Genomic DNA, 16260 nt, shown 5'->3' on the forward strand with positions numbered 1-16260 from the left:
ACGGATTTGAAAGTTTTATTTCGATATAAAGTGAAATTATGAATTGGTATGTAGTGTATACGAAACCCAAATGGGAGAAAAAAGTGGCCGAAAAACTTACACAAGCAGGAGTTGAATGTTATTGTCCTTTAATTACACAGATTAAACAATGGTCTGATAGAAAAAAAAAGGTTGAAGTGCCGCTTTTTAATTCTTATGTATTTGTTCAGCTCGAGGAAATAGATCGTAATACTGTTTTTCAAGTGCCAGGTGTTGTACGTTATCTCTTTTGGCTTGGTAAACCTGCGATTGTCAGAGACGAAGAAATCAGTATTATAAAAAAGAGTCTTAGTGATTCAAATGTAACTGATATTTCTATTACAGCCATGAGAGTGGGCGACAGAATAAAATTAGATTCCGGGGCATTTACTAATCAGAATGCAATAGTTCAGGAAGTTTCTAATACTCATTATATTTTGGTGCTGGAATCCTTAGGTTGTGTTTTGAAAATAAAATATAAATAATTTTTTGCAGAGATTATGCCTTTTTAAGATAAACAAGAAATAAAATTTATTTAATTAGGAATTTTATTTTTTGTTTTTTTTTATAAAGTAAATTTTTACATGCTGATAAATAGTAAGTTGGAATTTTGTAAGGCATTTTATATTTTTGCTTTTATCCGATTACGGGAAACCGTATTGAATAAATTGAGTTAATATGCTATATTTGCCGAGATTATACTTTTTTATAACTGAGCATATAAATGGGGCTTGGAATGGCGAAGCCATATACTGTTGTAACTAAAGTTAATATTTTTTAAATGAACGAAAATATAAAAATAGCAATTATTGGTCTGGGATATGTTGGACTTCCTTTGGCTAGATTATTTGCAACCAAATATCCGGTTATAGGATTTGATATTAATGAATCAAGAGTTGCCGGTTTAAAGTCAGGAACAGACTCTACATTAGAAGTTGAAAGTCATGACTTACAAAAAGTACTAGTTGATAGACCCAATTCAGAAATCGGATTGTTTTGTACTACTGAATTAAAAGATATTTATGATTGTAATTATTATATAATTACAGTTCCAACTCCTGTAGATAAAAACAATCGTCCAGATTTAACTCCATTATATAAATCAAGTGAATCCGTTGGTAAGGTGTTAAAGGCAGGAGATATAGTAATTTATGAATCTACTGTTTATCCGGGAGTTACAGAAGAACAATGTGTGCCAGTTTTAGAAAAAATTTCTGGATTAAAATTCAATGAAGATTTCTTTGCAGGATACTCTCCAGAAAGAATCAATCCCGGTGATAAAGAACATACTGTTGAAAAGATTTTAAAAGTAACTTCAGGTTCCACTCCTGAAATTGGTGTAAAAGTAGATACACTCTATAAATCTGTTATAACTGCAGGAACTCATTTAGCGCCAAGTATAAAAGTGGCTGAAGCTGCCAAAGTAATCGAGAATTCACAACGAGACATTAATATTGCATTTGTAAACGAGCTCGCTAAAATATTCAATTTAATGAATATTGATACTCAGGAAGTATTAGCAGCTGCAGCTACAAAATGGAATTTTTTACCTTTTAAACCAGGGTTAGTTGGAGGGCATTGCATTGGTGTTGATCCTTATTATTTAGCACAAAGAGCTCAGGAATTTGGTTATCATCCTGAAATAATCTTAGCAGGACGTCGTTTGAATGATAGTATGGGTGAATACATCGCCTCTCAAGTCGTTAAGTTAATGATTAAAAAAGGAATTACTGTTAACGGTGCAAACCTACTAATGCTTGGAATTACATTCAAAGAAAATTGTCCGGATGTTCGAAATACGAAGATAGTGGATGTAATAACAGGATTGACAGAATACGGGATATCAGTAACAATTTATGACCCGCTTGCTAATGCAAATGATGTAAAAAAAGAATATAATTTAGTAACTGTTAATACTGTACCAGCTAATAAATTTGACGCTATTGTTTTAGGAGTTTCACATAATGAATTTTTAAAACTAAATTTTTCAGATTTAAAAAAAGAAAATAGTTTATTATACGATGTAAAAGGAGTTTTAGGTACTATAGCTGATAATAGACTATAGGAACTAAAAATTTTTTTTTATTCAAAAAAATATGAGTACACATAAGTCAATTACACATGTAATTTTAACCGGAGGAGTAGGTAGTCGATTATGGCCACTTTCTCGTAAAAGCCAACCCAAACAATATTTAGAAATATTTGAAGGTAAATCTTTATTTGAGATGACCGTTGATAGAAATAGTCATTTAGCGAATAAGGTAATGGTGGTTGGAAATGTAGACAATCATCATTTAAGCGGAAAAGTGATGGATAAGTCTAAAACTTCTTATCTGAATATTGTAGAAGCAACTCCTCGAAATACAGCCGCTGCTATTGCATTTGCTGCATTTGCGTCAGATCCCGATGATATACTAATTATTACCCCTTCAGATCATATTATTGATTTAATGGATAATTACAATAGTGCTATAGATGAAGCTGTTTCTAAAGCAAAGGATGGCTTTATAGTTACATTTGGAGTTGTTCCAACTAAACCTGAAACAGGTTATGGTTATATTGAAGCAAAAGGAGATAAGGTAATTTCTTTTAGAGAGAAACCTAACGAGACAACAGCAAAAGAATTTATTGCAAAAGGAAATTTTTTATGGAACAGCGGAATGTTTTGTTTTAAGGCAAGAGTTTTACTTGATGAATTAAAACAGTTTCAACCAGATGTTTATGAAAAATCTAAAGCAGTTTGGGAATCCAGTAAAAATGGCTTCTTAGATTTAGATTTATCCCTGGAGATTCCATCAATTAGTATTGACTATGCTGTGATGGAACGTAGTAAAAAGATAAAAGTTGTTCCTGCTTCATTTTCATGGTCTGATTTAGGTTCGTTTGAATCAGTTTATGATTATTTAGTAGCTAAAGGTCATTCGATTGATCAAAATGGTAATATGGTTATTGGCTCTGATATACATACTACTTTTTTAGGCTTAAAAAATACTATTTTTGTGCATACTCCCTCGGCTAATTTGATTTTGCAAAAAGAAAATTCGCAGGATGTAAAAGATATTTATAGTGAATTAGAGAAGCAAAATTCTGACTTATTAAATTAAGAAATTTAAAATGAAAAAAATACTTATAACAGGAGGTGCTGGTTTTATCGGATCGCACGTGGTAAGACGATTTGTGAGTAAATATCCAGAATATCAAATTTTTAATCTGGATGCACTTACTTATGCTGGAAATTTAGAAAACATTAAAGATATTGAAAATCAACCTAATTATAATTTTGTAAAAGGAGATATCGTTGATGAGGCTTTTATAAATGAACTTTTCTCGATTCATAATTTTGATGGTGTGCTTCACTTAGCGGCAGAGTCTCATGTTGATCGCTCAATTGAAGATCCTTTAGCATTTGTAAAAACAAATGTAATAGGAACAATGAATTTATTAAATGCAGCGAAAAATCAATGGAAAGCTAATAATTTTGAGGGCAAAAGATTTTATCATATTAGCACAGATGAAGTATACGGTTCATTGGGTGCCGAAGGACTTTTTACAGAAACAACTCCTTATGATCCAAATTCACCATATTCCGCATCAAAAGCAAGTTCAGACCACTTTGTAAGAGCTTATGGCGAAACTTATGGTTTGCCTTATATTTTGACAAATTGTTCAAACAATTATGGATCATATCATTTTCCAGAGAAATTGATCCCGCTTTTTATAAATAATATTATCAATAATAAGCCATTGCCGGTATATGGAGATGGAAATTATACGCGTGATTGGCTATTTGTCGAAGATCATGCAATTGCTATAGATTTAGTTTTTCATGATGGAAAAAATCATGAAACTTATAATATTGGTGGATTTAATGAATGGAAAAACATTGATTTGGTTAAATTATTGTGCCAAATTATGGATAAAAAATTAGGAAGAGAAGACGGTACCTCTGCAACCCTTATAACTTATGTAAAAGATAGACCTGGGCATGATTTACGGTATGCTATTGACGCTTCAAAAATTAATAGAGAATTAGGTTGGAAGCCTTCTGTTACTTTTGAAGAGGGGCTTGAAAAAACTATTAACTGGTATTTGAATAATGAAGATTGGTTGCAAAATGTAACCTCAGGATCTTATAAGGATTATTACCAAAAACAATATTCATAAACTAAGTTAAAGTAACTTAAGGTTAATATATAATTAGTATGAAAAAAACAATATACGTTCTTACCCTCTTTTTTATCTTATTGACATCTTTGAGTATTAATGCTCAAGATATAATGAAATCTAAAGATTTAAGTACAGTAAAAGTGGATTATCTTTCAGACGATGATTTAGCAAAAATTAGTGCCCAATTAAAAAATAATAATGCTACAATTGATCAGGTAGAATCAATGGTTTTGTCCAAAGGTATGAGTCAGACTGAATTCAATAAGCTTAAAATTAAACTTTCTGAATACGAGAAAAAAAATGTTAAGAATTCTACAAATGATAAAAGTAATAAACCAAAAATAGAAGAGAAAGATTCGGAGTTTGGAAGAAGGCAGGAAAAAATCAAAAATGAAAAAGTAAAAGATTCTGCAAATGCATTAATTTTTGGTTCTGAATTATTTGATAACCCAACATTAAATTTTGAACCCGATTTGAAACTGGCAACTCCAATGAATTATGTTTTAGGTCCAGGAGATGAATTGCAAATTAGCGTTTATGGGGTTCAGGAATATAATGCAAGTGTTCCAGTAAGTGTAGAAGGAAAAATCACAATTGATTATGTTGGACAAATAGCAGTATCGGGAATGTCTATTGAAGCTGCTACCCAAAAGATAAAAACTGCCGTAGCGAGGGTTTATAGCACTGTTCGTTCTGGGCAATCACAAGTTAGTGTTAGTTTAGGTCAAATACGTACCATTAAAGTAACAATTGTCGGAGGTAAACAACCAGGTAATTACTCTATTTCATCTTTGGCGACAGTGTACAATGCGTTGCATTTAGCAGGTGGGCCTGGGAAAAATGGAAGTTATCGAAATATTGAATTAATTCGGAATAATAAGATTTATAGAAATATTGATATCTATAGATTTTTGGTAAAGGGAGATCAGTCTGACAATGTTAGCTTAAAAGAAAATGATGTCATTCGAATTCCAGCTTACAGTCAAAGAGTTATAGTTGAAGGCGAAGTTAAGAGACCAGGTATTTTTGAGATGAAAAAGGAGAGACTTTCTACGATTTATTGAATTTTGCTTCAGGATTTAATGAATTTGCATATACGGCATCAGTTAATGTTCTTCAGAAAACAGGTAAGGAATTTAAAGTTCATGATATCAATGAAAGTGAATATGGTAGCTACATGCCACAATCTGGAGATGTCTTTAAAATTACAAAAATCTTAAATCGATTTGAGAACCGTATCAAAATTGAAGGGGCTGTTTTTAGACCAGATTATTACTCTTATAGTGAAGGAATGAGAATTTCAGATCTTATTATAAGAGCTGAAGGACTTAAAGAAGATGCTTACACAAAAAGAGCTAGAATTATTCGTTTAAAAACAGATTTAACAACTGAAATTGTAAATGTTGATTTAAGTGCTGCATTGTCTGGAGATTTAAATGCTGATGTTGAATTAAAAAGAGAAGATGTTGTTACGGTTTATTCTGTTTTAGACTTCAGGGAGGAATATAAGATAACGATTGATGGTGAAGTAAAAAATCCTGGAGAGTATGAGTATTTCGAGAATTTGACTTTAAATGATTTAGTGATACAAGTTGGTGGCTTAACAGGTTCTGCTTCTAAAAGAGTAGAGATTGCAAGGATGGTGAAATCTGATGCAATAGATGATGCTGATCCAAAACGTATTGAATTAGTTGAACTTGAAATTACAGCTGACAATAATGAGCAAATTAAAAATTTTGTTTTAAAACCCTTTGATATTATTAATATTCGAAAAATGGCAGTTTATGAAAAACCACAAATGGTTATAGTAAGCGGGGCTGTTGGATATCCAGGTAAATATGTCTTGGCTAATAAAAAAGAAACGGTTTATAATGTTGTTATGAGAGCAGGAGGATTAACATCAATAGCTAATTTAGACGGGATGAAAATTAAGAGACCAATTAAAAAAGAGCAAATTGAAAAGATTGAAAGTATTGATTTGAATTTGTCAAAGAATGATACTTTGAAAGAAAAATTAACTAAAAAGTTAAAAGAAGATCTTAAATACGCAACTATTCCGGTTAACTGGGGGAAAATTGTAAAAGATAAAAACCATTACTCAAATGTAACTTTATTCCCGGGCGACGAAATCGAAGTGGCAGTGTATAATGAAGGAGTCAAAGTAACCGGTAATGTGTTGTTAACTTCAGAAATTCCTTATAGAAACGGAAAGGGATTTAAGTATTATTTAAATGCTGTTGGAGGTGTTGATAACAAAGGATGGAAGAAAAAATCATACATAATCTATCCAAATGGTAAAGCGGCTGTAACTAGTTCATTTTTGTTTTTTAGATCGTATCCAAAAGTCGAGCCAGATTCTCAAATTGTGGTGCCAGAAAAGCCTGAAACTAAAAAAATGTCTGCTGGGGAGTGGGTTGGAATTGGTAGTGTAATTTCAAGCTTAGCTTTATTAATTGTTACAGCGTTTAAATAAAAAATTAATGGAGAATAAACTAAATAACAATGGAAATGATGAAATTTCCTTAAAGGAATTTATTCAAAAAATAGTTGAATGGTATAAGTATTTATTTTCTAAATGGAAAATAATTGTAATAGCTGGATTCATTGGTGCAGTTTTAGGACTAAGTTACTCTCTTATTAAGAAACCAATTTATGCTGCAACATTAACTTTTGCTTTAGAAGATGAAAAAGGTGGAGGAGGCTTAGGTGGTGCATTGGGTTTAGCAAGTTCATTTGGTTTTGATTTAGGAGGGAGTGGAGGTGGAATTTTTACAGGCTCAAACTTGACTGAATTATTTAAATCAAGAGCAATGGTTCAAAAAACATTATTATCTCCAGTTACTGTAAATGGGAAAACAGTTTCTTTAGCCGAAATGTATATTCAAAATAATGAATGGAGAGAAAAATGGAATAGTAATCCTAAATTTGCTTCTTTACAGTTTTTGCCGAATTCTAATAGTGAGAAATTTACAAGAGTGCAAGATAGTGTTTTGGGTGTTATGTATGAGGATCTTTCAAAAGGCGGGCTTTCTGTAGCTCAGAAAGATAAAAAGGTTTCTATCATTAGCATTGATGTTTCTTCAACAAATGAAGCATTTGCAAAATACTTTTGTGAAGCTCTGGCTAGACAAGTGGGAAAGTTTTATGTTGCCACAAAAAGTAAAAAAGCCAGAATAAATATGGATATTTTGGAGCGTCAGGTTGATTCTGTTAGAAGAGAACTTAACGGTGCTATTACGGGTGTAGCAGTTGCAAATGATAATACTTTTAATTTAAATCCGGCTCTAAATGTTCGACGCGCTCCTTCAGCAAGGAGACAGGTTGATGTACAGGCTAATACGGCGATTTTGACCGAATTAGTCAAGCAATCTGAATTAGCTAAGGTAACTTTACGAAAAGAAACACCCTTAATTCAAGTAATAGACAAGCCTATTTTACCTCTAAAGAAAGAACGTTTAGGAAAATTAAAAGGAATATTGTCGGGCGGGATTTTAGCAGGTTTCTTAATGTCGTTTTATTTAATAAGTCGTCGGCTATTTAAATTAGTTTCAGAATAATAATTTAATTTCTTATAATGAACATTATAAAATTAATTGGAAGGAATGAAGAAATATTTGAAAGAGATATTTTAGCTCATGAAAAAGTGCTATCAGAAATTATAAATAAGTCTTCCTTTTTAGTCATAGGTGGTGCGGGTTCTATTGGCCAGGCTGTTACTAAAGAAATATTTAAGAGAAATCCGGTAAAATTGCACGTTGTTGACATTAGTGAAAATAATATGGTGGAGTTGGTTCGTGATTTGCGAAGTTCTTACGGTTATATTGATGGCGATTTTCAAACTTTTGCTTTAGATATAGGTTCCGTTGAGTATGATGCTTTTATTAATTCTGATGGTAAATATGATTATGTACTGAATCTCTCTGCTTTAAAACATGTTCGCAGTGAAAAAGACCCTTTTACTTTAATGCGAATGATTGATGTTAATGTTTTTAATACAGAAAAAACATTAAAGCAATCCATTGAAAATGGAACTAAAAAATATTTTTGTGTCTCGACAGATAAAGCCGCTAATCCTGTAAATATGATGGGAGCCTCAAAGAGGATTATGGAAATGTACTTAATGCGAAAAAGTCTGGAAATTAACATTTCAACTGCTCGTTTTGCTAATGTTGCTTTTTCAGACGGATCATTGTTACATGGGTTTAATCAGAGAATTATAAAAAAACAACCTATTGTTGCTCCGAATGATATTAAAAGATATTTTGTTACACCAAAAGAATCTGGAGAACTTTGCTTGATGTCTTGTGTTTTTGGAGAAAACAGGGATGTTTTTTTTCCTAAATTAAGTGAGAGCTTACATTTAATCTCATTTGCGGATATTGCTGTAAAGTATTTAGCTGAAATAGGATATCAACCTTTTTTGTGTAAAACAGAAGACGAGGCGAGAGATAAAGCGGAGGATTTGATTGCACAAAAAAAATGGCCATGTTTATTTACAGCTAGTGACACAACGGGTGAAAAAGATTTTGAAGAATTTTTTACTGCTAACGAAGTTCTCGATATGGAACGTTTTGAAAACTTTGGAGTGATTAAAAATGGAGCTAATTTTGATCAATCTAAATTAGCAAGTTTTACAAATGAAATAAATCAATTGAAATTAAATAAAATTTGGAATAAAGAAGAGATTGTAGATTTATTTCATCTAATGATACCTAATTTTGGACATAAAGAAACAGGTAAATATTTAGATTCAAAAATGTAATTATGGATGCTATTAACTCAGCAATATCTTTTATAAAAGAGCAGTATAAAACAAATGAATTTATACCTCTACATATTCCTCATTTTGGAGGTAATGAAAAAAAATACCTAATAGAAACTATTGACTCTACTTTTGTCTCTTCTGTAGGTGCATACGTGGATCAATTTGAACTAATGATGCAAACTATTACAGAGACCAAAAAAGCAGTTGCTGTTGTTAATGGTACAGCTGGAATTCAAGTTGCTTTGCGTTTGATAGGTGTAAAAGCTGGAGATGAAGTGTTAACTCAAGCATTAACTTTTGTTGCGACGGCGAACGCCATTGCATATCAAAATGCCACGCCTATTTTTTTAGATGTTGATTTAGATACGATGGGGCTTTCTCCTAAAGCAGTAGCTGTTTTTTTAGAAGAATTTGGTGACTTGCGTGAAGATGGTTGTTATAATAAAAAAACCGGAAAGAGAATTGGTGCATGTTTACCAATGCATACTTTTGGATTTCCTGTACATTTAGAAGAATTAATCAAAGTTTGTGATGCTTGGAAAATTCCATTACTTGAAGATGCTGCTGAATCCTTGGGTAGTGAATATAGAGGAAGACCAACTGGTAGTTTTGGAAAACTTGCTGCTTTTTCATTTAATGGTAATAAAATTGTAACATGCGGTGGTGGTGGAGCCATCGTTACAAATGATTTGAAATTAGGAGAAAAAGGGAAATATTTAACTACAACAGCGAAAATCCCACATCAATATGAATATGTCCATGATGAAATGGGATATAATTTTAGAATGCCTAATCTAAATGCAGCTCTTGCATGTGCACAATTAGAGCAATTAAATAAGTTTTTAGATAATAAAAGAGAATTAGCTCAAGATTATAAAGTTTTTTTTGAGACTAATGGAATAAAATTTAGAACAGAAACGCCAGGAACTAAAGCAAATTATTGGCTAATGTGTGTAGAATTAGAAAATAAAGGCGAAAGGGATTTGTTTTTAAAAACAACAAACTCAAATGCAGTAATGACTCGACCTATTTGGCAATTGATGTATCGTTTGCCAATGTATGAGAATTGTCAGAAAGACAAACAGATCAACGCTGAATTTCTAGAAGAACGAATCGTAAATATACCAAGTAGTGTTAGATAAATCTGTAATTCTTGTCGGATATTCCGGACATTCTTATGTTGTTATAGAAACTGCTTTGGAAAATGGTTTTACAATAGTTGGTTATTCTGATAAGGATAAGATAAACGTTAATCCATACAATTTAACATATTTAGGTTTTGAAAAAAGTAAAGATTTTATGGGCTGGGACTATAACGCTTCTTTTGTGTTAGGGGTAGGAGATAATAAGTTAAGACAAATTATTGCCAATTTTATCGAAAGTGAAGGGAAAAAAGTGGAAACTTTAGTACACAAAACTGCTAATATATCCAAAAGTGTTTCTTTAGGAAGCGGGATTTTTATTAATAAAAATGTTGTTGTTAATGCTCTTACAGTAGTTGGGAAAAATGTAATTTTAAACACAGGTTGTATTATTGAACATGAATGTGTTTTGCAAGATTCTGTTCATATAGCACCAGGAGCAGTTTTAGCTGGAAATGTTAGTATTGGTGAAAGGAGTTTTATAGGAGCTAACGCTGTAATTAAACAAGGTGTCAATATAGGCAAGGACGTAATAGTAGGTGCCGGATCTGTTATTATTATGAATATTCCAGATGGAAAAAAAGTTGTTGGAAATCCAGGCAGAATAATATAAATATGAGTAAGGTAATTATTATAGCAGAAGCAGGCGTAAATCATAATGGTGATATTGGGATGGCAAAAAGATTGATTGATGCTGCCGTTGATGCTGGTGTCGATTATGTGAAATTTCAAACATTTAAGGCTGACAATTTAGTAAGCAAGGAAGCTAAAAAGGCTACATATCAAAGCGTAAATATTAATGATGGCGATGATTCTCAATATACAATGTTGAAGAATTTGGAGTTAAGTCATGAAAATCATTTAGAATTAATGTCCTACTGCTCTGAAAAAAATATTAAATTCTTTTCTACTGCATTTGATATGGAAGGTATAAAATATTTAAATGATTTAGGATTATCTTTTTTTAAAATTCCAAGTGGAGAGATTACTAATTATCCTTACTTAAAAGCTGTAGCTTTATATAAAAAGCCAGTTATCATGTCTACTGGAATGTGCTCTGAAAAAGAAATCGAAAATGCTTTGGATGTACTGATTAAGTTTGGATTAAAAAAAGAAATGATTTCAATCCTACATTGCAATACAGAATATCCAACTCCAATTAAAGATGTTAATCTCAAAGCAATGTTAACGATAAAAGAGAAATTTGAGACTCAAATCGGATATTCAGATCATACCTTGGGTATTGAAGTTCCCATTGCAGCAGTTGCTTTGGGTGCACAAATTATAGAAAAACATTTTACTTTAGATAGAACTTTGCCAGGACCAGATCATGTCGCTTCATTGGAACCGGCTGAATTAAAGGAAATGGTAAAGGCAATTCGTAATATTGAGTTAGCTATAAGTGGGGTTGGAGAAAAGGTACCAAGTGAGAGTGAAAAAAAGAATATCTCTATAGCAAGGAAAAGCCTCCATCTTAATAAAGATTTACAAAAGGGGCATGTTATAACTGAGGATGATCTTATTCCATTACGACCTGGAGATGGAATCTCTCCAATGGAATGGGAAAATATTATTGGAAAAATATTAATTACTGATAAAATAAAATTTGATAAACTTTTACTTTCTGATATTTAATGAAAATAGGCGTTTTAACAAGCTCGAGAGCTGATTATGGAATATATCTCCCCCTCCTTCATAAAATTAAAAATGATTCTTTTTTTGATATAGAGATTATTGCTTTTGGAACTCACATCTCTAGAAGTCATGGATACACTTTAAAAGATATTGAAAAGGATGATTATATTTGCATTCATAAAATTGCTTCTTTAATTTCAAATGATGATCAACAATCTATTGCATCATCTTATGGTTTGACAGTTTTAAAATTTGCAGACTTTTGGCAAAATCATAAATATGATTTAGTATTTTGTTTAGGAGATCGTTTTGAAATGAGTGCAGCAGTACAAGCAGGAATTCCCTTTGGAGTTAGATTTGCTCATATACATGGAGGAGAAACAACATTAGGTGCAATAGATAACATTTATCGTCATCAAATTTCCTTAGCTTCAATTCTTCATCTAACTGGGACAGATGTTTTTAGCGAAAAAGTTAGAAATTTGATAGGTTCTTCAGAAAATATTTTTACTACGGGTTCTTTAAGTTTAAATGATATTGAAAATTTTGTTCCAATAGATAGAAAAGTTTTTTTCGAAATGTTTGGGATACCAACAGAAGACTATGTTTTAGTAACTTTCCATCCCGAAACAATGTTGGTAAATGAAAACGTTCAATATGCTGAAGAGATGGAAAGAGCCTTGAAAAAAATTTCAGAAGATGAATTTATTGTTATTACAATGCCTAATGCAGATACACAAGGATCAATTTATAGAGAAGTTATTGAAAAATTAAAAATCCAATTACCTAATAGAATTTTGTTAATTGAGAATTTTGGAAAAGTCAATTATTTTTCAGCGATGTTTTATGCTAAAATATTATTAGGGAATACTTCAAGCGGAATTTTGGAGGCTGCCTCATTTAGGAAATATGTTGTAAATGTTGGCGATAGACAAAAAGGCAGGGCACAAAGTAACAATGTTATAAATTGCAAATTTGATGAGAAAATGATCATTTCTTCTGTTAGAGAAGCAATAGATCTAAAAGTTTACACCGGTGAGAATATATATTTTCAATCTAACGCAGCAGATAATATAATAAAAATCATTAAAGAATTTTCATGAGAATTTATAAAGACCATTTAATTCTTTCAGGTAGCAAAATAAAACAAGCCTTACTCCAATTCAATGAATTATCGCAAGACGCTATACTTTTTGTCGTAGATAATGAGGATAAGTTAAGAGGAGCTCTTACAGATGGGGATGTTAGACGCGGCTTACTTAAAGGATTTACTATAGACTCGATCATTGATGAGATTATTCAGGACAATCCAAGATATATAATTAAAGGAGAGAATAATCTTAAAAAGGTAATTGAATATCGGGAAGGTGATTTTAGAATTGTTCCAGTTGTTGATGAAAATCACAAAGTTGTGAATGTTATTAATTTTAGAAAAATCAGATCTTATTTGCCAATAGATGCTGTAATTATGGCAGGAGGTAGGGGCCAGAGATTGCAACCGTTAACAGATAGTATTCCTAAACCACTTCTGAAAGTTGGAGGTAAAGCAATTATGGAACACAATTTAGATCGTTTGGCTTTATTTGGAATTGATGATTATTGGGTTTCGGTAAAATATTTAGGAGAACAAATAGAAAAATATTTTGGAAAGGGTGAAAAAAAGAATGTAAAAATTGAATATGTTTGGGAGAACGAACCTTTGGGTACCATTGGAGCTGTATCTCAAATAACAAATTTTGAGCATGATTATATTCTTGTTACAAATTCGGATTTGCTAACTAATATTGATTATGAACAGTTTTTTCTTGAATTTATAAGACAAGATGCAGATTTAGCTGTTTTAACTATTCCATATCAAGTGAATATACCTTATGCTGTTTTGGAGACAAATAATGGCGCGGTAAAAAGCTTTAAAGAAAAGCCAACGTACACTTACTATTCAAATGGAGGAATCTATTTGATAAAAAAGAAAATGTTGAGTTTTATACCGAAAGATACTTTTTTTAATGCTACTGATTTAATGGAAGAATTAATCAATAAAAATTATAAAGTAATTTCTTTTCCATTTTCAGGATATTGGTTAGACGTCGGGAAACATGAAGATTTTGAGAAAGCTCATATAGACATTCATAATATAAAATTTTAAATGAATATATTAATAACGATTTGTGCCCGTGGTGGTTCTAAAGGGATACTAGGGAAAAATATAAAAATTATAAATGGCAAATCCCTTATCGGTTATTCTATCGATTTAACAAAAAAGATAGGGCAAAAATTTAATATTAAAGTTGCATTGTCAACTGATGATGTAAACATAAAAAAAACTGCAGAGTCATTTGGTGTTTATACAGATTACGTTAGACCAGATTATCTGGCTACAGATGAAGCAGGAAAAATTGATACAATTAAAGATCTGCTACTTTATGAAGAATCTTTGACACAGTATAAATATGATTTTATTTTAGATTTAGATGTTACTTCACCATTAAGAACTTTCAGGGATATTGAAAAAGCATTAAATCTAATACTAGCTAATCCTGAAGCATTAAATTTATTTTCTGTAAATCCAGCAGCTCGCAGTCCGTATTTTAATATGGTTGAAAAGAATGAAGATGGTTTTTATTCATTAGTAAAAACTAATCCGGACGGAAGTGTAATGACACGTCAATCTGCACCTAAGGTATATGAATTAAATGCATCATTTTACTGGTATAGAAGATCTTTTTTTGAATCCGGATCTAAAAGCGCGATTACAGATAAATCTCTGGTTTATGAAATGGATCATATTTGTTTTGATTTGGATCATCCGATAGATTTTTTATTTATGGAGTTTTTACTGCAAAATAATAAACTGGATTTCGAACTATGAATGTTTTAATCGTTGGTTTAGGATCTATTGCTAGAAAGCATATTTCAGCAATACAAATTTTGAAAATTGATGCTACAATTTATGCCTTGCGATCAAGACCAAATTCACAAATTGAAGATGGAATTACAAATATTTATGATCTCGAAAATTTAAATATTTCTTTTGACTTTGCAATTATTTCGAATCCAACTCACTTGCATTTTGAGTTTATTGAAAAATTTGCAAAACTAGAAATTCCACTATTTATTGAAAAACCTGCTGTAAATACATTGGAGAATGTAACTACATTAATTGATTTAATCGAAAACAGAAAAGTAATTAATTATATAGCTTGTAATTTGAGATTTCATCCATGTATCGAATTTTTGAAAAATAAATTAAATTCTGAAGATTTAAAAATTAATGAAGTAAATGTATATTGTGGGTCCTATTTACCAGACTGGCGTCCTAATGTAGACTTTAGAAAAATATATAGCGCAAATGCATCAATGGGTGGAGGTGTACATTTAGATTTATTTCATGAATTGGACTATGTTAGCTGGTTATTTGGAATGCCAAATAAAAGCAGTTCGACATTAAGAAATGTTTCAAGTTTGCATATTGATGCCATTGATTATGCTAACTATATTTTGCAGTATAATACATTTACAGCAAATATTATATTAAATTATTATAGGAAAAAATCAAAACGATTAATTGAAGTTGTTTTTGATAATGAGATTCTAGAAGTTGATTTAATTAATAATCGAATCATAGATGGGGATAATAAAATTGTTTTTGAAACTCCTAAATTTGAAATGAAATATACGTACAGTTATCAATTAAATTATTTTATCTATTGCTTAAAAGAAAACAAAGTACCGATGAATTCTTTTAGAGAATCGGTAGAAATATTAAAAATTGTCCTGAAAGATGAATAATAGATTGAAAAATAAGATAATTATAATTACAGGAGGAAATGGTCTTTTGGGTAAAGCAATTGTTAGCAGATTGATTTCTGAAGGCGCCTTTTGTATAAATTTTGAAATTAATCATGAAACCAACATAGACTTATCAAATGTGTATTGTGATATAACTGATACTGCTTCGATCGATAGTGCATTAGAATTAGTTTTAAAAAAATATGAAAAAATTGATGGACTGGTTAATAATGCTTATCCAAGAACAAAAGATTGGGGAAATAAGTTTGAAGATATTGCAATTGATTCCTGGAAACAAAATGTAGATTGGCAACTAAATAGTTATTTTTATTTAACCCAAAAAGTTGCCTTACAAATGGCAGGACAGGAAACAGGAAGTATAATTAATATGACTTCTATTTATGGGGTTGTTGGCGCGGACTTCACAGTTTACGAAGGAACCACAATGACAATGCCAGCAGCTTATTCGGCAATAAAAGGGGCACTAATTAATTTTACTAGATATGTAGCATCATATTATGGTCCGAAGCAAGTTAGAGTAAATGCTGTTTCTCCAGGAGGAATTTTTGACAATCAAAATGAAACTTTTGTGAATAACTACTGTAAAAAAGTTCCTATGCGAAGATTAGGGACACCTGATGATATTGCACCAGCAGTTGCTTTTTTACTTTCTGACGATTCAAGATATATTACCGGACAGAATTTAATTGTAGATGGTGGCTGGACAGCCATTTAAATAGAAAT

General features: G+C 31.2%; 14 protein-coding genes and 1 pseudogene. All 15 read left to right on the top strand.

Annotated elements, in window-relative coordinates; all coding sequences use genetic code 11:
- The first annotated feature begins 38 nt into the window (after positions 1-38).
- The 15 genes and pseudogenes from IHE43_RS05920 to IHE43_RS05990 all read left to right on the top strand — a co-directional run bounded on the left by IHE43_RS05920 (position 39) and on the right by IHE43_RS05990 (position 16252).
- On the top strand, positions 39-503 hold the full coding sequence (locus IHE43_RS05920; RefSeq protein ID WP_192187093.1) for a UpxY family transcription antiterminator: 465 nt from the start codon (positions 39-41) through the stop codon (positions 501-503).
- 296 nt (positions 504-799) lie between these two features.
- On the top strand, positions 800-2083 hold the full coding sequence (locus IHE43_RS05925; RefSeq protein WP_192187094.1) for a nucleotide sugar dehydrogenase: 1284 nt from the start codon (positions 800-802) through the stop codon (positions 2081-2083).
- A 31-nt stretch (positions 2084-2114) separates the two neighbouring features.
- The gene (locus tag IHE43_RS05930; protein WP_192187095.1) at positions 2115-3122 is read left to right on the top strand and encodes a mannose-1-phosphate guanylyltransferase; all 1008 of its coding nucleotides are present in this window, start codon (positions 2115-2117) and stop codon (positions 3120-3122) included.
- 10 nt (positions 3123-3132) lie between these two features.
- The gene (rfbB, locus tag IHE43_RS05935; protein WP_192187096.1) at positions 3133-4182 is read left to right on the top strand and encodes a dTDP-glucose 4,6-dehydratase; all 1050 of its coding nucleotides are present in this window, start codon (positions 3133-3135) and stop codon (positions 4180-4182) included.
- Between the two features lie 38 nt (positions 4183-4220).
- A pseudogene (locus IHE43_RS24020) lies at positions 4221-6658 on the top strand (SLBB domain-containing protein).
- Between the two features lie 7 nt (positions 6659-6665).
- On the top strand, positions 6666-7742 hold the full coding sequence (locus IHE43_RS05945) for a lipopolysaccharide biosynthesis protein (protein WP_192187097.1): 1077 nt from the start codon (positions 6666-6668) through the stop codon (positions 7740-7742).
- Positions 7743-7759: 17 nt separating this feature from the next.
- Entirely contained in the window at positions 7760-8947 is a 1188-nt protein-coding gene (locus IHE43_RS05950) for a UDP-N-acetylglucosamine 4,6-dehydratase (protein WP_225585411.1), read from the top strand.
- Between the two features lie 2 nt (positions 8948-8949).
- Positions 8950-10092, top strand: coding sequence for a LegC family aminotransferase (locus tag IHE43_RS05955; RefSeq protein ID WP_192187098.1), 1143 nt, complete (start codon positions 8950-8952; stop codon positions 10090-10092).
- Positions 10082-10705, top strand: coding sequence for an acetyltransferase (locus tag IHE43_RS05960; RefSeq protein ID WP_192187099.1), 624 nt, complete (start codon positions 10082-10084; stop codon positions 10703-10705). Before IHE43_RS05955 ends, IHE43_RS05960 begins: the two co-directional genes overlap by 11 nt.
- A 2-nt stretch (positions 10706-10707) precedes the next feature.
- The gene (neuB, locus tag IHE43_RS05965; protein WP_192187100.1) at positions 10708-11727 is read left to right on the top strand and encodes an N-acetylneuraminate synthase; all 1020 of its coding nucleotides are present in this window, start codon (positions 10708-10710) and stop codon (positions 11725-11727) included.
- A complete protein-coding gene (gene neuC, locus IHE43_RS05970) occupies positions 11727-12830 on the top strand; it encodes a UDP-N-acetylglucosamine 2-epimerase (protein WP_192187101.1) in 1104 nt (367 codons plus the stop codon). The genes neuB and neuC overlap by 1 nt, the downstream gene beginning before the upstream one ends.
- On the top strand, positions 12827-13873 hold the full coding sequence (locus IHE43_RS05975; protein ID WP_192187102.1) for a nucleotidyltransferase family protein: 1047 nt from the start codon (positions 12827-12829) through the stop codon (positions 13871-13873). Before neuC ends, IHE43_RS05975 begins: the two co-directional genes overlap by 4 nt.
- A complete protein-coding gene (locus IHE43_RS05980) occupies positions 13874-14596 on the top strand; it encodes a cytidylyltransferase domain-containing protein (RefSeq protein ID WP_192187103.1) in 723 nt (240 codons plus the stop codon).
- Entirely contained in the window at positions 14593-15516 is a 924-nt protein-coding gene (locus tag IHE43_RS05985) for a Gfo/Idh/MocA family protein (RefSeq protein ID WP_192187104.1), read from the top strand. The genes IHE43_RS05980 and IHE43_RS05985 overlap by 4 nt, the downstream gene beginning before the upstream one ends.
- The gene (locus IHE43_RS05990) at positions 15509-16252 is read left to right on the top strand and encodes an oxidoreductase (RefSeq protein ID WP_192187105.1); all 744 of its coding nucleotides are present in this window, start codon (positions 15509-15511) and stop codon (positions 16250-16252) included. The genes IHE43_RS05985 and IHE43_RS05990 overlap by 8 nt, the downstream gene beginning before the upstream one ends.
- The last annotated feature ends 8 nt before the right edge of the window (positions 16253-16260 follow it).

Origin of the sequence: Flavobacterium sp. MDT1-60 (genome assembly GCF_014844035.1) — a bacterium.
Lineage (GTDB): Bacteria > Bacteroidota > Bacteroidia > Flavobacteriales > Flavobacteriaceae > Flavobacterium.

Excerpts from the sequence above, each read along its gene's own strand:
- IHE43_RS05990 (WP_192187105.1), top strand. The coding sequence starts at position 15,509 with ATGAATAATAGATTGAAAAATAAGATAATTATAATTACAGGAGGAAAT.
- neuB (WP_192187100.1), top strand. The coding sequence starts at position 10,708 with ATGAGTAAGGTAATTATTATAGCAGAAGCAGGCGTAAATCATAATGGT.
- IHE43_RS05925 (WP_192187094.1), top strand. The coding sequence starts at position 800 with ATGAACGAAAATATAAAAATAGCAATTATTGGTCTGGGATATGTTGGA.
- rfbB (WP_192187096.1), top strand. The coding sequence starts at position 3,133 with ATGAAAAAAATACTTATAACAGGAGGTGCTGGTTTTATCGGATCGCAC.
- IHE43_RS05955 (WP_192187098.1), top strand. The coding sequence starts at position 8,950 with ATGGATGCTATTAACTCAGCAATATCTTTTATAAAAGAGCAGTATAAA.
- IHE43_RS05920 (WP_192187093.1), top strand. The coding sequence starts at position 39 with ATGAATTGGTATGTAGTGTATACGAAACCCAAATGGGAGAAAAAAGTG.
- IHE43_RS05985 (WP_192187104.1), top strand. The coding sequence starts at position 14,593 with ATGAATGTTTTAATCGTTGGTTTAGGATCTATTGCTAGAAAGCATATT.
- IHE43_RS05975 (WP_192187102.1), top strand. The coding sequence starts at position 12,827 with ATGAGAATTTATAAAGACCATTTAATTCTTTCAGGTAGCAAAATAAAA.
- IHE43_RS05980 (WP_192187103.1), top strand. The coding sequence starts at position 13,874 with ATGAATATATTAATAACGATTTGTGCCCGTGGTGGTTCTAAAGGGATA.
- IHE43_RS05950 (WP_225585411.1), top strand. The coding sequence starts at position 7,760 with ATGAACATTATAAAATTAATTGGAAGGAATGAAGAAATATTTGAAAGA.
- neuC (WP_192187101.1), top strand. The coding sequence starts at position 11,727 with ATGAAAATAGGCGTTTTAACAAGCTCGAGAGCTGATTATGGAATATAT.
- IHE43_RS05945 (WP_192187097.1), top strand. The coding sequence starts at position 6,666 with ATGGAGAATAAACTAAATAACAATGGAAATGATGAAATTTCCTTAAAG.
- IHE43_RS05930 (WP_192187095.1), top strand. The coding sequence starts at position 2,115 with ATGAGTACACATAAGTCAATTACACATGTAATTTTAACCGGAGGAGTA.